Source organism: Phenylobacterium sp. T106 (assembly GCF_057219735.1).
This window is the reverse complement of sequence record NZ_JBXVWA010000001.1, coordinates 77,774-98,482: the sequence shown is the minus strand read 5'-3', so window position 1 is coordinate 98,482 and position 20,709 is coordinate 77,774. Positions and strand designations below refer to the sequence as shown.

Here is a 20,709-nt window from a genome sequence, read left to right as displayed (position 1 = left end):
TCGGGCGCTTTGTCCAGAAGCTCCGCGACGCTGAGGCCCGGCGCGCGCGGGCGGTGTCAGAAGGTGCGCACGACCCGCGCGTCCGCGAAGCCGAACTCGGCCACGCGGTCGCGCAGCGCATAGGCCCCGGCCTCGTCCGCGGGCGCGGGCAGGATCACCCGGTACAGCGTCATCCCGTCGGTCGTCTGGATCGGCTCGACCGCCGCCGCGCCCGCCGCGGACAGCCGGCTGGCGGCCAGCTCGGCGTTGGCCTGGCTCGAGAACGCGCCCGCCTGCACACGCAGGTTCGACGCGGTCGCCATGGCCGCGCGCAGCGGAGCCGCGCCCGGCGGCGGCGGGATCGGCGTGGAAAGGATCTCGCTCCCCGTCACCGGCGCCAGGCCCTGGCTGGTGATGGGCGCCTGCGAGACCGGGGCGGCGGCGTAGGGCGCGGGGGTTCTCGGCGCGGCGCCGGCGAACTCCAGGGCCGGGTCCGTCCCCGCCCGCGCCGCGTAGCGCGCCGGCGTCGCGGCGGCCGAGGGCATGCGGGTGGGCAGAGCGCCGCCGTCGGCGACGCGGTAGCCGTCGGCGGGGCCCAGCAGCGGCGCAGGGCCGACATAGCGCACCCGCACCTTGGCCAGCCCCACGCGGTCCATGCCCAGCTGCCGAGCGGCCTCGCGGCTGAGGTCGATGATGCGATTGTCGACAAAGGGTCCGCGATCGTTGACCCGCACCACGAGGCGCCGGCCGTTGTCCAGGTTGGTGACCTCCACCATCGACGGCAGCGGCAGGGTCGTGTGCGCCGCCGATACGGCGTTCATGTCGAAGACCTCGCCGTTCGCCGTGGCCTTCAGGTGGAACGCGTCGCCGTACCAGGACGCGACGCCCACCTGGTCGTAGTCCGGCTGCTCGCGCGGCACGTACCAGACCCCGCCCACCTGGTACGGCTTGCCGATCTTCCGCTCGCCGCCGCCGGCGCCCGGCGGCAGGTTCGCCTGCCGGCTCGGATACCGCGGCTCCAGCGTGGCGCAGGCGGCCAGCGAGGCCCCCGCCACCAACAGGATCGCGAGCCGCGCGGTGCGCGAAGGATTGGACGCCGACATGGGTGCAGGTCTCCGACTCGGTCGGAATCCTCGCGGCCGAACCTTGCGGCGTGGTTAACCGTCCGTAGCGGTGGAGCCCCCGCGCCCTTCCCTGCTATAGCGCCCGCGCCGGACGGGTGGCCGAGTGGTTTAAGGCAGCGGTCTTGAAAACCGCCGTGGGTTCACGCCCACCGTGGGTTCGAATCCCACCCCGTCCGCCAGAGCCCTTTGTAAATTCACGTGTTTTGGATCAGGCGTCGGGTGGGCCCCACTGCCGGCCCCATTTCGGGCCAAGCTAGGGGAACGAATAGTTTCTCTAGGCGGCGGTGCTAACCGTCCGCAATGCGCGTCAGGAGCGGAACTTAGGAGGTGCCGATAGCGGACTTTCGAACGCCCCACCCCGGCGCCGCAGGGAGAACACCTCCCGGCCGACCGGCAGTGCGTGGATAGGTCCCGTGGGAATTCGGGACCGCCCTTAGAGAGACCCGCAGGCGCACGGTGCCGCTACACGGGCGCGCCGGAGTCCGCGCCAGCTTCAGCAGCGGCCTCCGCTGCCTCGACCTCGGCCAGCGCCGCCTTCCCCTCATTGAAGGTCACGATGCTGTCCGGCAGGCCTATCAGCACCAGGGGACAGGGATTGCCCACCCCGCGACGCAGGCGGTCGTCAAGCTTGCGCCAATGAGTGGTGGCCTCGCCGAACTTGTCCGAGACGAACTTGTCGACGAAGGCGTCGCGGAACCCGACTGGGTCCTTCGCCCGCGTCATCCGCTGATGCATGGCCGTGCGCTGGCGGGACGTGGGGTCATAACCCCACTGGCGCATGCCCTCGAGATCATCGATCCCACGCTCGTCCAGGAAGCGACGAACCAGCCGGCGCATGTTCTCGTGCAGTGAGCGTCCGCGAGTGACGATCATGCCGATCGAGATAGCCCCGTTGGCGTGCAGCCGCTGGAAGTTCTCCAGGTCGCGGTCGTAGAACGGATCCTTGTTGTTCCACTCGATCTCCAAGGCGATGCGCTCGCCGCCGTCGAGCTCCCGGACGTGGTCCACTTCATGCGACTGGCTCTCGCGGGCTACGCCGTTGATGCGGGTCTCGACCACGAACTCCATCTTGCGCCAGCCCAGAGCATGGAGGGCGCGGCGGAGCCTCTGGGTTCCCTTGGCCTCTCCACCGCCCCCGGCGATGATCTCCTCGATAGGGATAGTCGTCGCAAGCAGAGCCTGCTCGAGTTCCTCGGCCGCGCCGGGGAAGTCGATCCCGAGGATCGCCCGCGCGTGCGAGCGGAACTCCACCTGGAAGCCTCTCTCGATCAGTCCTTCGAACACCCAGCGGCCCTCTTCGCCCCATAGGGTCTCGCGAGTCGGCCTGTGCACGGAATCGCCCGATGGTTGGCGGGGGGAAGGCGGTGTGCATGAAGCTCGAGATGTACAGCTACCGGTACGCGCGCGAAATACTGGAGCACCCGAAGTACCGCGTGGCGCTAGACGAGATCGTATCGGCGGTCCGAGCGATGCCCCTCTTTGTCTATGCCGGTAAGAGCAAGAACAAGAAACTCGACGTCGTCCAGAAAATCCAAAACACCTACTATGATCGCGCCCTCGCTGTGGACCGCGGGTGGACCTACCACCCATTGGCAACGGGGATCGCCGACTCCAAGCTGGCGGCGGATTTTCGGAAATCCTTCGGAGACCTGACCATCCAGGCCGAAGTCCAGTTCGGCAACATGAGCCGCTGGTACTCCGACATCTTCAAGTTCCAGACCGCCTACTCCCAGTCCCTAATCGACATGGGCCTCTGCATTGTGCCCACCGCGGCGCTCGCCAAGAGGATCGATTCGAACGTGGCCTACTACGAGCGCGTCCTGCGGGAACTGCCGTCGGCGGAGCTCTCAATCACCCTCCCTATTCTAGTGATCGGGGTCGAACCCGACGAAACGTCGCGCATCATCGATCTACGCAAAGTCCGGATTCCGCTTGCAGAGCTGAAGGATAAGGGGCGCAGGGTGATCGGAAGCCCCAAGTCACACACGGAGCTTAACCGCTATCGGCTCGTCGACGCGGTTTTGGAGGGCCGGAACCCTTACCGGATCACCGAGCGCAGCCGTCACGGCAGACTGCCCGTGGGCGAGGTCGACGTACCCGACGAGGAGGAATGAGACTTAGGCGGCGGCCCGTTGCGACGCGTGCCAGCCCAGGCCGTTGAACCAGTCGCCGACGATCAGCCCCGCGAGGACCTCAACCGCGTACTTCTCGACCTTGCCCAGGCCCGGTGTCGGGCCCCTGCCAGGCGCGGTCTCCGCTCGTTGGCGAACGAAGGCGCGCACGGGCGCGGTGTCGGCCTCCACCTGCTTTCTGAGGATGTCGACAAGATCGGCGGCCAGGGATCCCAACAGATCTACGACGTCATAGGGACCAAGGCCGTTTGCGCGATGGGTCCAACGGTCCTGGAGCGCCTGTGGCGACGTCCGGGCAAGCTCCTGCTCGGCCTTCACGAGGCGGGCCCGGAACTCGGCGAAATCCGACCCCGCGAACTCGCGCCGCAGCTCCGACAAGGTGGTGCCGTCGAGCTCTACCTCGCGGATGTCTTTCGATGGGCCGAAGAAGAACCGTACGCGCCACTCCGTCCCATCCGCACTCACCTCGTTTGAGAAGTCGAACCGCATACCACTCTTGAAGCGGAGGCCGGGTAGCGCCGCGCGGAACGCCCGCCGCTCGGGATAGCTACGTCCCTCGCTATCGGGTAGGGTCACCGGTGCCGACTTTTCCGGGAGCCGCAACTGGCGACCCGCGACAGCAAAGCCCTTCACCTGCTCCGCAGAGATGCCTTGGGCGGCAAGTGCCACCAAGTGCGTGAAGGTGGGCGGTATCGCGTTGCCCACCATCTTGGCCTTCTCGGCGAAGGAGCGCGCGTAGAACTGGTAGGTGATCGGGAAGCCCTGGAGACAGGCCCGCTCGCGGATCGTCAGTCGCCGGAAATGGCCCTTCGCCTTCGGGTCGGCGATTACGATGCTCTCGCGGGACACCCGCGTGCAGGTTGCCGTCACAGTCCGCGCCGGCTGGTCCAGCCGATCGGGGAACGCCATGTTGTTGTAGACCGGATGGAACAGCTTGGATTCGCTGTTCATCCGCAGCTCCTCGGCGTTGAGTGGTGCCTCGGTCTCGATCTCGGTGAGACTGTGCGCCGGCAGCTCCACGCGCCAGACGGGATCGACCACGACGTCGCGCTGCGCCAGACCGCCCACCACATCCCCCAGGGTCCGGCGCGGCAGGCGCCCCTTGTAGGCCTGGATAAGGTCGAAGGGGATGTTGCCGGCGATGCAGCGGCGGCGAGACTGCGGCGCCCCGTAGTCGGAGAAGTCCACGACCTCAATGCGGGGATCGAGATGCCGGAAGCGATAAAGCGCGTGCTTCGGATCGGCGAAGCCGCGCGCCATCACCTTGGCTACCCGCGGCACGTTCTCCAGCGCCCAGTATCGCGGCTTCAGATGGTCGACGACCTCGAGGAACTTCACAAGATCCTTGAGCCCCTCGACGATGTCGCCGCTCCCGCCGCGGTTTGAGTAGGAGAACTCGGTGCAGGGCGGGCTGCCCACCACCAGGTCGATGTCGGAGGGCAGGTCCGCCAGGGAAAGCTGGCGGATGTCCACCGGCTTAAGGGCACCCCCGTGGTTTCCATTGTGGGTGTCGATCGCAGGCTGCCACCACTCATACGAGGCGACCACCTCGATACCGGCGAGGCGCAGCCCAAGGCTCCACCCTCCGATGCCTGCATAGAGATCGATAGCCCTCACCTGGCTCTCCACTGAGTCGGCCGTTGGGCCGGATTTGGATTCTACGGCTTATTGGCACGGGGGCAAGATCCAACATCGTCCTGTCCACATGCTGATCTGGAGACAGGACCAACGAACTCACGGAGCCGCTTTGCGAGCGCCTCGTCGTCGGCGGTCTCGCACTCCCAATTGACAAGGGTCGCCCACCCTTCGTCGGCCGCCCGAGCAAGATCGCGGGCATCCCGGGCCCGGTTGCGATCGAACTTCGCCTGCCAGAAATCGCTGCGTGTTGCGGGGACGCGAGCCAAGCCACAACCGGGGTGCTGATGCCAGAAGCAGCCGTGCACGAAAATGGCTTTTGAGACGCCCCGGAAACGCGATGTCTGGCCGACCGGGTGCCTGCTTCCACTGCAGGCGGAACCGATACCCGAGGCGATGGAGCAAGCTACGCACGATCCTTTCCGGACGCGTGTCGGAGCGCCGGATGCGCGACATCAAGGCACTGCGGCGTTCAGGGCTGATCCGATCCATCGGCGCATCGATGCCTACCCCTAGCCGCCGAGACAAGTGGGGCCTGAAGTGGGGCCGGACACCCGACTTCGGTAATTCGCTAGCTATTTCAAACGCAGTTGCCGGAGAGCTGCTCCGCCGTGGGGCATTGCTACATATGGCTGTCCAGTTGACTGGTTCGATGGCGCACGTCACGGAACCTCACGTGAGAATGCCCGATCATTGAGCTTCTCAGAGCATGCGTGACGATAGGATCCCGAAGAGCCGGAAGCTCTTGGTTCAACTGCTTCAGGGTCTACAGCAGGACCACGTGGCAACCGCATAGGCGAACCGGCCGCACACTCGCGGGAAGGACGTCCTCACCGACTGCAGACGGCGGGGCAGCCTCGACCCGAGCCGCCAGGACCGTTGTAGCACGCGCCTCCAGGTCCCCGGTAACAGGGCCCGCCTGGCCCGTCGTATGCGGGCCCTCCGGGTCCGTTGTATGCGGGGCCACCGGGACCGCGATAGCTTGGCCCACCGGGCCCATCGTAAGCGGGACCCCCGGGCCCTCGATAAGCGGGGCCTCCCGGGCCTGCATAGCACGCGCCACCGGGGCCTCGGTAAGCAGGCCCTCCAGGCCCATCGTAGGCGGGGCCGCCGGGTCCGCGGTAGCATGGCCCGCCAGGACCTGCGTACCCTTGGCAATTGCAAATGGCGGGCTGTTGCGCCGAAGCCTGCGGCGTCGTCACAAACGACACCGCTGCCGCGAATGCGAAACCTAGGACAGCTAGTCTCATTAGCCCCCTCATCGTCCTATGCCTTACGAAGGCTACGCACCACCGCAGCAGGGAGTCGAGGGGAGCACCTTGGGTTCTCTTGCCGGCTTCAGCTGCTCTGCCACCGTCTCGAGCAGTCCTACTGCCTCACAATTTCTCCGGCGCATCGGAACAGGTCGCCGTGGCCCGAAGGTTCTGATTCCGTCCGGTGCTGGACCGGCTCTGGCGAGACCGCGATGTCGCAACACCCTGAAACGGCCGCCACCTCGGTGGAGAACCTGGCAGCGAGAATATCCTTATCCTGCAAAGAAGCGTCAGTTCAGCCACTACCGTGGTCAGACCTCCAGCGTATCGCCAGCTATATGGAGGGTCTTCTCGCCCGCCGCGCCCATGCCCCTGTGCAAGCTCGACGCTGGGATTGGGCCGCAATCGCGCGCGCTGCCGGTATCGACCGTACCGCCCTGTTGAGCATCGAGAACGCGCTCACACCAGGCTTCGACGCGCTCAGCTTGGAGATCGGACCGCTCCTACGTTACCGGCGGCAGGCGCGTTCGCTCAGGAAACGTCGGAGCACGCTCGCGATCCGGTGCGTTGGGGATGACAGCTGGTTCCATCCGACCACGTTCGCCCGGGCGTTGACGCTGCAGATGACTCGGCGTGCGCTGACCTCAAAGGCTCTGGCGCAAACGCTTGCGGACAAAGGCCTGACCCTAAACGGCAGCACTCTCGTGCACTGGCGCTCCGGCTTTAGCTTGCCGAGGCAGCCGACCAGCTTGGCAGCGGTCCAGTTTCTTGAGGGGTACTGGAAGCTGCCCCAAGGCTACTTCACCGAACTGCTCCGGCCGAAGGGTGATGGCGGCGCCCTGAGACCTGACATCTCGGCCAGCGAGGTGCAGCGCCTTTCCTGGCACCTGCCGCCAGACTTCATGCAACGCCCCCTCGACGAGCAGCAGGAGATCATGTCCTGGGTCCGCCGCACCATCGTGGCCGGCAGCACGGCGTATGGGGACTACGTGCGCCAAGCCGCCCGGCATCGTTTCGCCGTGCGTTTCCCTGGCTTCGGAACAGTTGCGAAGTCTAATGGCTCCGGGAACTGGGACGGCGCCTCGGCGACTATCGAGGCGCCGCCTGAGCTGACGAGCGAGGTTGCGGCTCTCGTCAAGTTCAAGACGGCTGCCGTGCCCCCGGAGGGGTACCGTCGCTATGGCGTCTGGAGCCCGGCCAGCGTCGACATCAGAATTCAGCACCTGGGGCTGATCTTCGGAGCTCTTGTAGCCGCCCCAGATAGTCCCGCGCGTGGCTTTGGTGCACCGGTGGAGGCCGTCGGCCTCGCGTTGCTCCTCTTCCCGCGAGTGCATGATTGGCACCTGCGCTGGCGCGAGCAAAGGCGTGGCTTCTTGACGGCCAGCGAGCGCGACATGTTGCGAGAGGCCGCAGCGATGTGTGCGGCGGACGTCGGCTGGATCACGCAGACGCCCTCCCTCGCAGACCGCCTCCTGCCGATCCCCGGACTCGTCGACGCCGCGGACATCGCGCGGCTCAAGGCGAACTGGCAGGATGGGTGCGCGGCGCTTCGCAAGTATGCCGCCCAGCGGCAACAGGAACTGCGGCAGGTTACGCGGGTGCACCGCGATCCATTCGAACCCATCATGGTCGTGCTCAACACGCCAAGCCCGGTCGGGGAGTACCGTAAGGTCGCAGACGAGATCCTGCGCCAGTTGCCGTCGCTACAGTATCATTCGCGATCCTACGCACAGGCTGTCCGCGCATTCCTAATGATCCGCCTCGGCCTCCACCTCGGCTTTCGGCAACGCAATCTTCGGGAACTCCTCTTCTGTCCGCGCGGCGGAGACCCCAGAACTGAGCGCCAACTCACCGACCTGCGCAGGGGTGAACTCCGCTTCAATGCGTCGACCGAGACGTGGGAAGTCCTTTGCCCCGCAGCGGCGTTCAAGAACGCCGATTCCGGCTTCTTCAAAGGACGAGCCGTCCAGATCGCGTTGCCTGACGTGGGCGAGCTCTACACTCACATCGAAGCTTGGATCGCTCGTCACCGCGCTGTCTTGCTAGGCGGCGGGCCGGATCCCGGGACGTTATTTGTAAAGACAGGTCGGCGGGGAGGAAGCGGGCTCGCTTACACCTCCACCGGCTTCTTTCACGCGTGGAGCGACGTCATCCGACGTTACGGGATCTACAACCCATACACCGGACGTGGCGCGATCGCGGGCCTGCTCCCGCATGGCCCGCACGCGGTCCGGGACGTCCTGGCGACCCATGTGCTGAAGAAGACTGGCTCATACGAAGTGGCGGGCTACGCCATCCAGGACACGGCACAGTCGGTAGCCAATCATTACGTGCGGTTCCTGCCGGACGAGAAGATTGCGCTGGCCGCGAAGATTATCAACCAAGCGTGGGAGGAGGATTGAGCCGCGGCTGAGCCCGGCTCAGGAGACCAAACCGCAACGTGCAACACCGCTGACGGTTAGCAGCGGACGAGGGGCGCAGGTACGGGGGCTGTCCCGAAAGCCACGGCTCGCCAGCTAGGCGTGTCGCACCGTCCGGATAGACGGAACGGGCTTCGGGCCCCTCGCCCGTTTCCGACGCCACTGGTCCGTCTCTGGTCCGTTCATCTCCCAGAACAGCAGCGTGCGACCATTCCATTCGCCCAGGTACTTCCCGCTGGAGCGGCTTTCCTGGCCGGGCCATATCGCCCCGACCCGGAACGGCACGTCCAGATCATCGAGCGCTGCCGGCGCAAAACCTGGCTCCACCGTCTCGGCCATCGCCTGAATGCGCCGGATGTCCCTGCGGGTGAAACCGAAGGACTTGAGGAAGGCCCGACGCAAGGCCTCAGCAACCGCCCCGGACAGCAACGGCCGGAACGGGGTCGAGGGGCCTGGCGACGCCATGTAATGGGTCGGCCCCCCGCAATGTCGGCAAGGAGGCCGCCGACCCCAGAGCAACAAGTCGGAGCCAAACTCACGCTCCAGCGCGTCCACGCTCAACAGTACCCATGACCGACAGTGAGGCTCCACGCACGCCTGCGCCAACCGGGTCCCGTGGCTGCGCATCTGCGCTAGGGTACCCTGCCAGGCGAGTGGTGATCGATCCTCTGAGCCGCGCCCCATGCGTCGGAACAAACATGGAACTGTTGCTGCCAATCAAGAGACAAGGCTGCCTGCTTAGTGCGACTGCCGCGGTGGTCTGCATGGCAACAGCCGCGGCCGCTGACCCCTGCAAGGCCATACCAGACCAGGGCCCGGCTCCGCCGGCACTTCTCCGCGGTCCTTTCGAGGGACCGGTCACCTACGTTGGCGACGGAGACTCGCTCTGCGTCGGATTAGGATCGTCGCCGTCAGAGTGGGTTGAGGTGCGCCTTTCGGACTTCTACGCGCCTGAGCTTCATGAGTCCGGCGGTAGGCAGGCTAAAGGGACCCTGGCGGGGATCGCTCAAGGCCGCCACATCAAGTGTCGGCCTATTCGGCAGAGCTATGACCGCGTCGTAGCGTCGTGCACCCTTCAAGGCAGGAGTGTCGGAGACCTGATGCGAGGGGCAGGCGTGCCGGAAGGCGGAAATGGCAACTAGGCGACTGCTTCTAGCGTCAGAACTTTGGTTCTGAGCTGCGATAAACGAAGACCACGCGCCCATTAGGATCTCGGAGCGTGTAACTCGTCACGCGCCTATCAGGCTCAAGGGTGGCGAACTTTAGCGCCGCCTTCGTTCGAGCGTCGCCGTCGTCGCGCGCCTTGAGGCTATGACGCCTAGCGGCCTCGCCAGACGCAAAGAGGAACTCCACTTCGTACCGTAGCAAGGAAGAGTCTCACCAACGGGAGGCCTTAACGAGCTTCTTGGAAGGGCTCGATGTTGGGGGTCATCTGCGAAACGTGGAGCAGGTGGGCAAGTTCACGAGCTCCCCAAACCCCATTTTGGGTAGTTTTCACGGCAACGCGGCTGCCGGCGCCGAGAGGTGTACGGCGCCCTCAGCCCCAGCCGCCGCGCAAGTCGCGCGCTGACTCCCGAAGCTGCCGGATCAGCGCCCGGGGCTATTCGGGCAGTCCTACCGCAGGCCGAAGAACCACAAAACGGCAAGAACGATTACGACGAGGCCAACGATGTAGATGATGTTGCGAGGCACAGCGAAGCTCCTGGTTGGTCGCCTCGCAAAGCCCCGAGAGCTGCAGTTTGTTCCGAGTGTGTTTGGAGTGTCAGTGCGTTCGCGCCTTCTCCAGCAGCACGCGAATGGTGCAGGTCACACCGGCAGGATCGAAGACCAGGGTCACGTCGTCCAGCCCGCTCTGCCGAGAAAGTAGTCGGGAGCCGAGCCCGCGCCGCGATGGCCGCGCTACGGGAGGGCCGCCAATTTCTTTCCACACCATGGTGAGTTGCTGACCTGCGATGGACCAAGAGAGATCGAGGCGTCCCTTGGGCACGCTGAGGGCGCCGTACTTGGACGCATTGGTCGCGAGTTCATGAAGCGCCAGCACCAGCGGCACGCAGGAGGCCCGTGGAAGCTCACATTTCGGACCGGTGATGCTTAGCGCCCCAGACGCCAAGAAGGGCTCCAGGGCAGATAGGGCGAGTTCCGGCAGAGCGCAGTGCTCCCAGTCAGCTCGCGCAAGCAGGCTGTGCGCATCACGCAGCGCGAGCAGCCTTCCGCGGAAAGCCTCATAGAACGACCTGGTATCGGGTGCCGAGCGGGCGGTCTGGGCGGCGAGCGACTGGACGACCGCGAGGTTGTTGTTAACCCGGTGCCGGAGTTCGGCGTTCAGCGCATGCTCACGCTCCGCCGACCGCGCCAAGTCCACCGATATGCGCCGCATCTCTGCAGCCAAGAGCACGATGAGCGATCCCCCCAGCAGGAACAGCAGCAGCATGACGATATCGTTGTACGATGTCGCCCAGCCTGGCCCCGGGCCAAAGAACAGATAGTTCGCCAAAGCCGCTGAGCCCAGCAGGATGGCCGCGCCCCATCGCGGGCCGAGTAGGACCGCGGCCACCGTAAGGGCCGGGAAGTAGGTCAGGAACGGGGGAACTTCAGTTAGCGCGGCGTCCAGGCCAAACTTGAGAAGGGTTGGCGCAATGAGAGCTGTGGCAGCCCAGCCGACGTCGGCAAGCCTCGCCCCCTCAGGACGAGTTATGGCTCGACGCGCGAACTCTCGCCTGAACACACTCGCTCCCGCCATCCAATCGGAATCTTTGCGCCGTGTCCCATCGATCTAGTGATGAGCAAGGTAACTGAGCGCCCTCCTCTTCCGCGACGCAAGATGACGCGAGCCTGGAGCGCGCTTGAGAGCAGGCTCACCCGAACAGGTTCGACCGAGAATGTCAGAGTTGTTGGCGACGCGGCTGCGCTGGGCGGAAGGCAGGTCACCCTGAGCTAGACGTTGCCGTACAGTTCGTGGGCAGCCTTCCGAAGCTCCCGGATCAGCGCCCGCGCCTCCGCCATCTCCAGCGTATGCAGGCCCGTACGATAGGCCCCATTAGCCTTCCCCCTCGGTGCTCCCGCCCGCGCCCCGTGCATTCGGCACCGCTTGCGCCCCTTCACCTTCGGCCCCTTGCACGGCGTTCCCTGGCGGGTCCGCGCCCCACATCGGGGGGCAGCGTTCGCCCGGCTCGTATCGCAATTGCGGCGCATGGGATTGGCCGGGGTTTCGAAGGTCGCCACCCCCTCCCCCGTAGGCGGCTGCGGCCTTGGCTCCGGGACCGAAGGCGGCTGGGCCGTTGACGTAGACGTACCGGACCTCATGGGTCTGTTTCCCTCCGCTGCGGAGCTTCGCCAGGCTCTCGATGTGCGCGGCCATGGTGCGCGAGGCCTTCGTCGCCATGTTGGCGTAGGTCGCCGCGCTCGCGACGTACTCTCCTGCGTTCAGGCGAGCCCGCTGCATGAAGTCGAGGCTCGCCGCGTGCGCCGCGATGATCTGCACGCCGATGGCCGCCTCCAGTTCGTCCCGCGGCTCGATGGCCGCCATGAGCGCCAGGGTCGCGTTCGCCTCGTCTTCGGTAGGCCGCCGCTGCTTGCTGGCGACCGCGTTGAGCGCCTGAGCGAAAGCAAGGTGCATGAACGGCTCCGAGGCCGTCCCGAAGGCCTCCCGCGTCTGCTCGATCCAGCCTCTCCAGTCACTGTGCGGGTTACTGATCTTGGCGGTGGTACTGCCATCGACCGTGTAGGTGACGGTCGGTCGAGCGAGCCGCTTGGTCTGCTTCTCGCTCGCGGCTGCCATGGCCGAGATTTCGGCCGGCGTCGGCTCGCGGACGGTGCTCTTGGCTGGGGGGGCCGGGCTCGGGCTGGCAATCTTCTTGGTCATCGGCGCCGCGGGCTAGGCAACACGCCGAGCAACGACCACGCTCGCTCGCTACGGCGCCTTGAGGGGCGCGCTACGCGAGCGCGGCCGACCAAATGGCTGCAGGTATTCCAGCCGCATCTCCCCAAGATATACAATGTACCTCGCAAGCGAGGGGCGGTGCCTACTTGCAGGTGAGAGGCGAGGAACGTGCTCATTGAGCAAACCTCGGCTGTCGATTGAGAGGCGACACCACTTGCAGGTGAGGGGTTGTGTTCGACTTTGAGGCACGTGGCGGAGGGCGCCGGTTTGGTGCCGTCTCGCGCCGTAGCCACGCTTTCGCGGCGCGCACGGTCCCCACCCCCTTCCCGGGAAGACGGCGAATGACTCCCTCCCAATCATGGGTAGGCGGAGCCTCCCTGGCGCTCCCTACAAACGTTGGAAGCCAGGTGAGCGCATACCGTGACGGCTCGCCCCCGCCCGCCTGTCGCAGACCTCGATGGATCAACCTTACAAAGCCGGTGACGAACAATTCCTCGAAGCCTTTGCGCACATCGGCCGCAGTCACCCCCCAAGACTCTAGCTGACTGTAAGGCGCTGCAAGGTTGCCATTCTCGCGTCCGGCGTGGCTGGCGTGCTCCGCGAGGAGGAAATCGAGAATTCGCCGCGCGTGGATTCCGAGCGCTCGATACGTGATTGAGCACATCATCGTTCTAGTCAGCCATACCCAAGGCTGGCCTTCGGGCGGACCAAGGCTCTTGCTTAGGCCATGCCTTCGCCGAGAGGTGCCCATCTTAAGCAGCACCCGATAGCTTCAGGTAAAACGCGTCCAGCGTCTCACGAAGGATCATGCGGCGGCCGCCGACCTGTACGCTCGCGAGCGAGCCATCTTTCATGAGTTCATACAGTTTCGATCGGCTCAGCCCCGAGTACGAAACTGCGCCAGCCACCGTGAACGCCAGCGGCAATAGATTCTGTGTTGTCATCCCTTGGTCCCTCGAATCGCAGACGGCATCTCGTCCGCTTGGATGACCCCAAATCCTACGCACGAATTCTCGGCACGCAATAGCGCGTTGCTGTTTTGTTCTAGCAATGCCCGGACGGTCCACAGGTACTTCCTCTGTTATAGTCACGGAAGTTGCGCCGCGTGCGCCCACTCCTTCACCGGCACCGCAGGACCTGGCGTGTTGGCGCTCCGCCGGCTTGGGGGAACGTGCTTGGCCTACGCGGCGCTGCGTTTGCCGGACCCAAAGCGCAGCACTGTGCCAGGTGCGCGCCCGACGTAGCCTGCCCACGCGTCCATGAGCCGCCGGCGCTTCTCCAAAGCGTCTCCACGGCGATAGGCGCGCTCCGTCGAGTCCCCTAGGGTGTGCGCAAGCGCCGCCTCAGCTACCTCGCGAGGGAAACTCGACACCTCGCCGGCCCAATCACGAAACGAGCTCCGGAAGCCGTGCACTGTGACTTCGAGGTCCATGCGGCGAAGTAACATAGCGAGCGCCATAGATGAGAGGGAGGCCCGCCCTTGCCCTGGAAAGATATACGCGGTGCTGGGTTCTGGGTGCGAGGACAGAAGGCGAACTTGTTCGAGGATCGCGACAGCTCGTCCAGATAACGGCACCCGGTGATTGCGACCCGCCTTCATACGGCAGGCGGGGACCACCCAGATTTTCGCTTGCAGATCGATCTCGGACCAAGTGGCGCCGAGCACCTCCCCAGAACGCGAAGCCGTAAGGATCAGGAACTCTAGTGCCAGAGCTGCAACGGCCTGGCGCTCCTGCAGTTGGGTCACGAAGCCCGGGACCTCAGCATACGGCAAAGCTGCATGGTGGCCCCGGGTCAGCTTCTGCCGACGGGGTAGCAGGTGATCCAGGTGCCCCCGCCAACGCGCCGGGTTCTCACCGTTGCGAAGTCCCCGCGCCTTGGCGGCATCGAGGACGCGCTCAATGCGTCCTCGCAACCGGGATGCGGTTTCCGGCTTGGCCTCCCAGACCGGCTTCAGGACCTCTAGTACGTCGTCGGTTCTAACTTGGTCTACCGGAAGTGCCCTTAACGGTGCCGCGTAGACCTTCAGTGTCATGGACCACTGAGCGCGATGCTTTTCATTGCGCCACTGAGGCGACAGCGCGGTCACAAACTGGTCTGCGACCTCGCCAAACGTCCAAACGCGAGCCGGCGGTGCCTTGGCGGCGCGGCGCTCCTCGATGGGATCACGCCCTTCCCGGACCGCTTCCCGTGCGGCACTAGCCCGTTCTCGAGCCTCTGCAAGAGACACCCCTGCTCGCCCCGCTGCACCCAGGCCCATCTCTCGCCGCTTCCCGCATCGGGACCACATGAACAGCCAGCGCGACCTGCCCTGTTCGTCCTTATCCAGGTAGAGCCCGCCGCCGTCGGCGTGCCGTCCCGCTCCAAGAATGTCGACCTGCTTCGCCTTCAGGCGGTGTAGCGTCCGCGCCATGCTCTTGGCCCCTTTGGAGGCCCCACTTCAGGCCCCACTCGCAGAACGGGATTCTACGGGACGACGTGGGACGAAGCTAAGCAATTAAGCTAACAATCATCTGACTCTATTATGGTTTCCCGGACGTCATGGGACGATGCGGGATATAGCTGCGGGGGACACCCCGTCCGCCAGCGGTTGGACACGGCCTTCACGAGCCCCCTCCGGGCGCGCGCTCAGTCGAAGGCGTGGGGGTTTATGGCGAGCGCGCGCGTGCGCTCGCGGGCGGCCAGGCGGGGCTCGCCTGCGGCCGCGTAGACCCGCGAGGCCACGGCGTGGACCGTGGCGGTCTCCCAGCCGCTTCGCAGGACGGGCTCCACGACGTGGCGGGCGTCCGTGGCGCGGCCCGCCGCGAGCAGGGCCTCGGCCAGCTGAGCCTTGGAGTCGCCGTTCGGGCGCGCCGCGTGGTTGCGTTCGGCGATCTCCAGGGCGCGGATCGGGTCGCCGGCGGCGAGGTAATGGTCCAGGGCGTGGCCGTAGGCGGCCTCGGGCAGGAGCCTCAGCCGCCGCGCCCACTCGGCGCCCGCGCGCGCCCGCCACCCCAGGGCCGCCTGCCGGTCGCCGCGCTTCAGGGCCAGTTCGCCGAGCGCGTCCATGAACTCGGGATGTCCCGTCCGGCGCACGATGTCGGCGTAGAGCCGCTCGGCGGCGGCCGTCTCGCCCTTGAGCGCCAGGGTTTCGGCGATGTGCTCCTCGATGACATAGTGCCCGGGGAAGATCTCTTCGGCGCGCCGGAAGGCGGCCAGCGCCCGGTCCCACTGGCCGCGCTCGAGGTCCAGCACGCCCTTCTGCAGCTCGATCCCGGCCCGGAACTGCGGCGTGGGCGCCGGGTTGGCGTGCAGGGCGGCGTCGAAGAAGCGCTCGGCCTCGGCCGGCCGTCCGGTCTTCATGAAATAGACCGCCCATCGGAACGCCGTCCCCGGGCCCGGCTCCACGGCTTCGGCCTGTCGGTAGAACGAAGCCGCGCCCTTCAGGTCGCCGCGGTAGAGGGCGATGTCGCCGCGCAGCAGCAGCGCCTCCGCGCGCTCGACGGCGCCCGGCGGCGCGGCGTAACGCCCGATCGCATCGAGCGCCGCCTCGGCGCGATCCAGCCGGTGCAGGCTGAAGTGCAGGGCCGCCTGGGTGAGGTGCGGTCCGGCCCCCGTGGGCGCGAGGGTGAAGGCGCGGTCCAGCGCGGCCTGCGCGGCCGCGTAGTCATCGTACGAGCCGGTGAGCTGTGCGCGGGTGACGCGCCGCCGGGCGAGCGTCTCCAGGAAGATCCACTCCCCCGGCCGCTCGGCCGCCCGGGCCTCGGCGGCGGCGAGGTCGGCGTCGGCGCGCCCGAGGGCTGCGCCGAAGCTCGCGGGGGCCGATGGGACGGTCTGCCGGACGGCGGGCGGCGGTCGCGGCGAGAGGTCGTGCGCGGGGGCAGTCAGGCGCTGGACCGCGAGCACGCTCGCCACCGACAACACCGGGACTGCCAGCCAGAGCCAGCGCGGCGAGGCGGCGCTCGCCGTCATGGCTTAAGGCCCCGGCCGCGCGCAGATGGACAGGCCGGCCCTCTGGAAGTCGTCCTGCAGCGCATTGGCGAGCACGCCGAGGGTCGCCGTGATCTCGTTCACGTACTTCCGCGTCCCGTCGATCCCGGGATTGTCGTCGTTGTAGGGGACCTTGGCGCTGCTTCCGATCAGCGCGGTCGCGATGGCCGGCATGCCCATGCGGTCCACCTGCACATAGGCCGAGACCGGATCGGTCCGGAAGATGAAGTTCGACCCTCCGGCCGGAGTCGGAGCCCCTCCGTGCGGCGGCGCCAGGTAGGGGAAGTCGGCGCGGAACGGCACGTCGTTCGCCTGCGGGCCGAGGGGAAGCCGGGCGAGCACGCCGGAATCGTGCTTGGCCAGGTCGACGAAGATCCACGCCAGGGTGATGTCGATCACGGAGTCCGTCAGGCGCCGGCCGTTCGGAAAGCCCGCCGGCCGGCTGAAGTCGACCTTGATCGTGTCGGGCACGACGATGTTGGCGACGCTGGGGCGGCCCGGCCCGATCGGCTGGTCGAGACAGTTCTGCACGTTCAGGGGTGCGCCCGGGGGCGCGGTGGACGGCCGATCGACGATATCGGCGCCGCTTCCGCCGCTGCACGCGGCGAGCACCAGCGGAAGGGCGAGGATCGCGGTGCGGCGGGCCGCCGGGCGACGCATCATTGCAGTTGCCCCCCGAAGCGGGCGCTGGTGGCCCAGATGTTGAGCTCGTTCCCGGTCTCGACCCGGCTGCGGGGGATCTGCAGCACCAGCGAGGTGTCGTTGGTCCCGCTGAAGAAGCTGCGCGAGGCGACGAACTGGAGGTTCCCCGTCGAACGCGTCTCGCGGAAGCCTTGCAGGTCGAAGAAGAACGGGTCGTCGTAGAGCCCGGCCCGCGCCAGGATGCCGTTGCGCGACAGCGTCGTCTCCACGGGGCCGACCAGGGGCGGCCCGCCGTCGGGAAGACCCGAGATCTCGATGCCGGAGTTGCCGGAGCTGTCCTGGCCGAACCGGAAGCGGATCGAGATCTCCGGATCGGTCGGGAAGCCTGCGTTGGAGATGTTGATCGTATAGAGCACGTCGCGGTCGTAGGTGGGACGTTGCTCCCGGGGCGCCGGTCCCGCGAAGGTCAGCGCGATCACCAGATTGTCGGCCGTGTGCCACACGTAGACGTCGGCGATGTCCGCCGCCCTGTCCGCCGTGGTGTCGAAGGCCGGATCCGTCCGCGTCGGCGGATCGAGGTGATCCGCGGCGACCGCGCGCCGCTCCGAAGTCGATAAGGCAAGGACAGCCGCGCCCATGAGGCCGACGATCCCCGCCGCGCGATGCAACCCGCTCATGAGCCAACCCCCTGGGCGCGATCCTGAAGGATTTACGTTCGGCGAACAACGACAGATGAGTCTGGCGCAGGGACGACGATAACCTTTCGGCATGAGCGCCGGGCGCGAGGCGCGGATACCCAGGAGCCGACCGATGGACGGTCGACCGCCGCAGCGGCGGGGCTCTGGGAGGAACGTCCACTTGCCCAAAACACCAAACCTGACGGCCCTCGCCGCTGCGGCGCTGATCGCGCTGGCCGGCGCGGGCGCGCCGACCCTGGCGGCCGCGGCCCCGGAGGTCTACCTGCCCGCCTTCAGCAAGGTGGCGATCGGCGGCTATGACCCGCTGAGCTACTTCGAAGGCGCCCCGCGGAAGGGGGATCCGAAGCTCGTCGCCACGTTCAAGGGCGCCGAATACCGGTTCGCCAGCGCCGCCAACCTGGCCCGCTTCAGGGCCAACCCGGCCGCCTATGTCCCGCAGTACGGCGGCTACTGCGCCTGGGCCGTGGCCGGCGGCTACACCGCCAAGAGCGATCCGCTCGCCTGGAAGGTCGTCGGCGGCAAGCTCTACCTGAACTACGACCAGAAGGTGCAGCAGCGCTGGGCGAAGGACATCCCCGGCAACATCGCCAAGGCTGACCGCAACTGGCCGGAGGTGCTGCGATGAGCCGCCGCCTCATCGGGCTGATCCCGCACGGCCTCGCGCTCTTCATGGCCGCCGTGTTCCTGGACAGCCTGCGCTTCAAGTTCACCGACCACCCCAAGACCCAGGTGATCTTCGGACGTCTCAACGGCTGGACGACGGACCTCGGACTGCCGGGCCTGTTCGCCCAGACCGGACTGTTCAGCCAATACGTCATCGGCTCGATCGAGTTGCTCGCCTCCACGCTGCTCGTGGCCGGGCTCCTGCCCCGGTTCCGCCATCTCCAGGCGGCGGGCGCGCTCGCGGGCCTCCTCGTGATGGCCGGCGCCGTCAGCTTCCACCTGTTCACGCCGCTGGGGGTCGATCCCAACCGCGACGGCGGCGGGCTGTTCGTCGCCGCGTGCATCAACCTGGGCGCTGCGGTGCTGCTCCTCGGGATCTTCCGGCGGCGCGAGTTCGGCGTCTTCCTCCAGCGCGTGGGAGCGGTGTTCGCGCCGACCCGGCCATGAGCGACGTCCTCTGGACATCCGACTTCACCCTCAGCGGCGGGGTCGTCCGGGTGAAGAAGACCGGGGCCATGATCCCGCTCGACCGCGCCCTGGCCTCGGAGGCGGCCACGTGGCTGGGCCTCTACCTCGCGGTGCGGGCCAAGGCGGCGGCCAACGCCCTAAAGGGCCCGGCGCCGAAGATCTGGTTCGCGCCCGACCGGCCGCGCCCCTGGTACCTGATCTGGGCGGCGGCGGCCTGGGAGGGCATCGGCATCGCCCGCTCGCCGGAGGAGGCCGCGGCCAGCTTCTACTTCGACGACTCCACGGTGGGTCGCGCACCGCCCCGCTGGCATTCGCGCGCCTTCAACTTCGGCTGCGCCGACGTGAGCAAGAGCCGCGTCGCCCAGGTGTTCGAGGACGTCTTCGGCTATCCCCTGGCGCTCGACCCGGAGGCCGGCGTCGGCCCGGCGGTCGAGAAAGGCGAGCTGAACGGCGCGCATGACGGTCGCCTGGTGGAACTGCCGTGCCGGCCCCGGCCCGGACGCACCTATCAGCGCCTGATCGACAACGTGCAGGACGGCCTGGCGGTGGACCTCCGCACGCCGTTCGTCGGCGGGCGGCCCGAGGTGGTGTTCATCAAGCGACGCCCGGTCGCGGACCGCTTCGCCAACCACAACGCCAGCGTCAGCCTGGCGCGGCCGCGGGACGTGTTCTCGCCGCTGGAGATCGCCCAGCTGTCGGCCTTCGCCCAGGCGATGCGCCTCGACTGGGGCGGCCTGGACGTCCTGCGCGATGGCCCGTCGGGCCGGCTCTATGTGGTCGACGTCAACAAGACCGACATGGGGCCGCCCATCGCCCTGCCCTTCCCCGACAAGATCGCCGCCGTGGCCCGCCTGGGCCGGGCGCTCCGACGCCTCATCACGGAGCCTGCGCCATGATCCCCTTCGTTCGCGAGATGTCGTTGGAGTACGGCCGCGCCGACCAGATGAGCCCGCTGATCCGTCGGGTGGTGGCCGAGAACCCCGGCCCGTTCACCTATACCGGCACGGGCGCTCACATCGTTGGGCGGGGCGAGGTGGCGGTCATCGACCCCGGGCCCGACGATCCGGCCCAGGTGGCCGCCATCCTGGCGGCGACCCGGGGCGAGACGATCACCCACATCTTCGTCACCCACAGTCACCTCGACCATTCGCCGGCCGCGCGCCCGCTGGCGGAGGCCACCGGCGCGGTCATCTACGCCGGCGGCGCGCCCTGTCGCCCGTCGCGCGGCGCCGAGCGCCTCGAGGCCGGGGACGACCTCGCGTTCCGGCCGGACGAGGCCCTCGCCGACGGCCAGGTCTTCCGCGGTCCCGGCTGGTCGATCGAGGCGGTGGCGACACCGGGGCACACCTCGAACCACTACGCCTACGCCCTGCTGGAGGAGAACGCGCTCTTCCCCGGCGACTGCGTGATGGGCTGGTCGACCAGCGTCGTGAGCCCGCCTGACGGGGACATGGGTCTCTACATGCGAAGCCTGGAGCGGATCCGTGCCCGGCGGTACGCGCGGCTGCTGCCCGCGCACGGCCCGCCGGTCGAGGCGACAGGCCCCTTCCTGGACGCCTACATCGCCCATCGCCGCCAGCGCGAGACCCAGGTGCTGCTCGCCCTGGAGGCGCATGGCGCAGCCACTGTCCGCCAGCTCGTCGAACGGCTCTACGCCGACCACGACCGGCGTCTGCATCCCGCGGCCTGCCATTCGGTCCTGGCGCATCTGCTGGATCTGTTCCGGCGCGGGCTCGTCGACGCCGCCGGGCCGCCGGACATGGCCGCGCTTTGGCGCCCGAGCTTCATGCGCCACGCGGCCTGAGGTCCATGCGCTTTCGGCATTTCCGCCGGACCACGCCGACCC

At 67.3% G+C, this 20,709-nt stretch carries 18 protein-coding genes and 1 tRNA gene; 7 read left to right on the top strand and 12 right to left on the bottom strand.

Features of this window, described 5'->3' with window-relative positions:
- Positions 1 to 56: 56 nt before the first annotated feature.
- The gene (locus tag AC2D8W_RS00485; protein ID WP_484669881.1) at positions 57 to 1,082 is read right to left on the bottom strand and encodes a septal ring lytic transglycosylase RlpA family protein; all 1,026 of its coding nucleotides are present in this window, start codon (positions 1,080 to 1,082) and stop codon (positions 57 to 59) included.
- Positions 1,083 to 1,192: 110 nt separating this feature from the next.
- Between AC2D8W_RS00485 and AC2D8W_RS00480 the strand changes: the two genes are divergently transcribed.
- Positions 1,193 to 1,282: transfer RNA gene (locus AC2D8W_RS00480), tRNA-Ser, on the top strand.
- Positions 1,283 to 1,565: 283 nt separating this feature from the next.
- On the opposite strand, the gene AC2D8W_RS00475 is transcribed toward AC2D8W_RS00480, so the two are convergent.
- Positions 1,566 to 2,354 (bottom strand): BglII/BstYI family type II restriction endonuclease, encoded by a 789-nt coding sequence (locus AC2D8W_RS00475; protein ID WP_484669880.1) that lies wholly within the window; start codon positions 2,352 to 2,354, stop codon positions 1,566 to 1,568.
- Between the two features lie 119 nt (positions 2,355 to 2,473).
- Between AC2D8W_RS00475 and AC2D8W_RS00470 the strand changes: the two genes are divergently transcribed.
- Positions 2,474 to 3,217: a BglII/BstYI family type II restriction endonuclease gene (locus tag AC2D8W_RS00470; RefSeq protein ID WP_484669879.1), complete on the top strand. Its 744-nt coding sequence runs from the start codon at positions 2,474 to 2,476 to the stop codon at positions 3,215 to 3,217.
- Between the two features lie 3 nt (positions 3,218 to 3,220).
- Here the strand turns inward: AC2D8W_RS00470 and AC2D8W_RS00465 are convergent, their stop codons facing one another.
- Both AC2D8W_RS00465 and AC2D8W_RS00460 read right to left on the bottom strand, forming a co-directional pair.
- Positions 3,221 to 4,852 carry a DNA cytosine methyltransferase gene (locus AC2D8W_RS00465; protein ID WP_484669878.1) on the bottom strand — a complete coding sequence of 544 codons (1,632 nt, stop codon included), beginning with the start codon at positions 4,850 to 4,852 and terminating at the stop codon, positions 3,221 to 3,223.
- A gap of 117 nt (positions 4,853 to 4,969) precedes the next feature.
- The gene (locus tag AC2D8W_RS00460) at positions 4,970 to 5,326 is read right to left on the bottom strand and encodes a hypothetical protein (RefSeq protein ID WP_484670536.1); all 357 of its coding nucleotides are present in this window, start codon (positions 5,324 to 5,326) and stop codon (positions 4,970 to 4,972) included.
- A 1,237-nt stretch (positions 5,327 to 6,563) separates the two neighbouring features.
- On the opposite strand from AC2D8W_RS00460, the gene AC2D8W_RS00455 reads away from it, so the two are divergent.
- Positions 6,564 to 8,525, top strand: coding sequence for a hypothetical protein (locus AC2D8W_RS00455; RefSeq protein ID WP_484669877.1), 1,962 nt, complete (start codon positions 6,564 to 6,566; stop codon positions 8,523 to 8,525).
- Positions 8,526 to 8,639: 114 nt separating this feature from the next.
- Here the strand turns inward: AC2D8W_RS00455 and AC2D8W_RS00450 are convergent, their stop codons facing one another.
- The 8 genes from AC2D8W_RS00450 to AC2D8W_RS00415 form a co-directional block, all read right to left on the bottom strand.
- On the bottom strand, positions 8,640 to 9,008 hold the full coding sequence (locus AC2D8W_RS00450) for a hypothetical protein (protein WP_484669876.1): 369 nt from the start codon (positions 9,006 to 9,008) through the stop codon (positions 8,640 to 8,642).
- Between the two features lie 1,297 nt (positions 9,009 to 10,305).
- Positions 10,306 to 11,283, bottom strand: a complete 978-nt coding sequence (locus tag AC2D8W_RS00445; protein WP_484669875.1) for a sensor histidine kinase — start codon at positions 11,281 to 11,283, stop codon at positions 10,306 to 10,308.
- Between the two features lie 194 nt (positions 11,284 to 11,477).
- A complete protein-coding gene (locus AC2D8W_RS00440) occupies positions 11,478 to 11,735 on the bottom strand; it encodes an HGGxSTG domain-containing protein (protein WP_484670535.1) in 258 nt (85 codons plus the stop codon).
- 1,440 nt (positions 11,736 to 13,175) lie between these two features.
- Positions 13,176 to 13,367 (bottom strand): helix-turn-helix domain-containing protein, encoded by a 192-nt coding sequence (locus AC2D8W_RS00435; protein WP_484669874.1) that lies wholly within the window; start codon positions 13,365 to 13,367, stop codon positions 13,176 to 13,178.
- 236 nt (positions 13,368 to 13,603) lie between these two features.
- On the bottom strand, positions 13,604 to 14,836 hold the full coding sequence (locus tag AC2D8W_RS00430) for a tyrosine-type recombinase/integrase (protein ID WP_484669873.1): 1,233 nt from the start codon (positions 14,834 to 14,836) through the stop codon (positions 13,604 to 13,606).
- A gap of 215 nt (positions 14,837 to 15,051) precedes the next feature.
- Positions 15,052 to 16,374, bottom strand: coding sequence for a tetratricopeptide repeat protein (locus tag AC2D8W_RS00425; RefSeq protein WP_484669872.1), 1,323 nt, complete (start codon positions 16,372 to 16,374; stop codon positions 15,052 to 15,054).
- Positions 16,375 to 16,377: 3 nt separating this feature from the next.
- On the bottom strand, positions 16,378 to 17,055 hold the full coding sequence (locus AC2D8W_RS00420; RefSeq protein WP_484669871.1) for a DUF4331 family protein: 678 nt from the start codon (positions 17,053 to 17,055) through the stop codon (positions 16,378 to 16,380).
- Positions 17,052 to 17,711, bottom strand: a complete 660-nt coding sequence (locus AC2D8W_RS00415; RefSeq protein WP_484669870.1) for a hypothetical protein — start codon at positions 17,709 to 17,711, stop codon at positions 17,052 to 17,054. Before AC2D8W_RS00415 ends, AC2D8W_RS00420 begins: the two co-directional genes overlap by 4 nt.
- Before the next feature lie 181 nt (positions 17,712 to 17,892).
- On the opposite strand from AC2D8W_RS00415, the gene AC2D8W_RS00410 reads away from it, so the two are divergent.
- The 4 genes from AC2D8W_RS00410 to AC2D8W_RS00395 are packed head-to-tail and all read left to right on the top strand — an operon-like array spanning position 17,893 to position 20,667.
- A complete protein-coding gene (locus AC2D8W_RS00410) occupies positions 17,893 to 18,357 on the top strand; it encodes a YHS domain-containing (seleno)protein (protein ID WP_484669869.1) in 465 nt (154 codons plus the stop codon).
- On the top strand, positions 18,354 to 18,842 hold the full coding sequence (locus AC2D8W_RS00405; protein ID WP_484669868.1) for a hypothetical protein: 489 nt from the start codon (positions 18,354 to 18,356) through the stop codon (positions 18,840 to 18,842). The genes AC2D8W_RS00410 and AC2D8W_RS00405 overlap by 4 nt, the downstream gene beginning before the upstream one ends.
- Positions 18,839 to 19,759, top strand: a complete 921-nt coding sequence (locus AC2D8W_RS00400) for a hypothetical protein (RefSeq protein ID WP_293479848.1) — start codon at positions 18,839 to 18,841, stop codon at positions 19,757 to 19,759. Before AC2D8W_RS00405 ends, AC2D8W_RS00400 begins: the two co-directional genes overlap by 4 nt.
- Positions 19,756 to 20,667: an MBL fold metallo-hydrolase gene (locus AC2D8W_RS00395; protein ID WP_484669867.1), complete on the top strand. Its 912-nt coding sequence runs from the start codon at positions 19,756 to 19,758 to the stop codon at positions 20,665 to 20,667. Before AC2D8W_RS00400 ends, AC2D8W_RS00395 begins: the two co-directional genes overlap by 4 nt.
- The last annotated feature ends 42 nt before the right edge of the window (positions 20,668 to 20,709 follow it).

Bases quoted from the DNA above. Each gene is read 5' to 3' on its own strand.
- AC2D8W_RS00485 (WP_484669881.1), bottom strand. From the start codon at position 1,082: ATGTCGGCGTCCAATCCTTCGCGCACCGCGCGGCTCGCGATCCTGTTG.
- AC2D8W_RS00470 (WP_484669879.1), top strand. From the start codon at position 2,474: ATGAAGCTCGAGATGTACAGCTACCGGTACGCGCGCGAAATACTGGAG.
- AC2D8W_RS00460 (WP_484670536.1), bottom strand. From the start codon at position 5,326: ATGTCGCGCATCCGGCGCTCCGACACGCGTCCGGAAAGGATCGTGCGT.
- AC2D8W_RS00450 (WP_484669876.1), bottom strand. From the start codon at position 9,008: ATGGCGTCGCCAGGCCCCTCGACCCCGTTCCGGCCGTTGCTGTCCGGG.
- AC2D8W_RS00445 (WP_484669875.1), bottom strand. From the start codon at position 11,283: ATGGCGGGAGCGAGTGTGTTCAGGCGAGAGTTCGCGCGTCGAGCCATA.
- AC2D8W_RS00440 (WP_484670535.1), bottom strand. From the start codon at position 11,735: ATGCGCCGCAATTGCGATACGAGCCGGGCGAACGCTGCCCCCCGATGT.
- AC2D8W_RS00435 (WP_484669874.1), bottom strand. From the start codon at position 13,367: ATGACAACACAGAATCTATTGCCGCTGGCGTTCACGGTGGCTGGCGCA.
- AC2D8W_RS00430 (WP_484669873.1), bottom strand. From the start codon at position 14,836: ATGGCGCGGACGCTACACCGCCTGAAGGCGAAGCAGGTCGACATTCTT.
- AC2D8W_RS00425 (WP_484669872.1), bottom strand. From the start codon at position 16,374: ATGACGGCGAGCGCCGCCTCGCCGCGCTGGCTCTGGCTGGCAGTCCCG.
- AC2D8W_RS00420 (WP_484669871.1), bottom strand. From the start codon at position 17,055: ATGATGCGTCGCCCGGCGGCCCGCCGCACCGCGATCCTCGCCCTTCCG.
- AC2D8W_RS00415 (WP_484669870.1), bottom strand. From the start codon at position 17,711: ATGAGCGGGTTGCATCGCGCGGCGGGGATCGTCGGCCTCATGGGCGCG.
- AC2D8W_RS00405 (WP_484669868.1), top strand. From the start codon at position 18,354: ATGAGCCGCCGCCTCATCGGGCTGATCCCGCACGGCCTCGCGCTCTTC.
- AC2D8W_RS00400 (WP_293479848.1), top strand. From the start codon at position 18,839: ATGAGCGACGTCCTCTGGACATCCGACTTCACCCTCAGCGGCGGGGTC.
- AC2D8W_RS00395 (WP_484669867.1), top strand. From the start codon at position 19,756: ATGATCCCCTTCGTTCGCGAGATGTCGTTGGAGTACGGCCGCGCCGAC.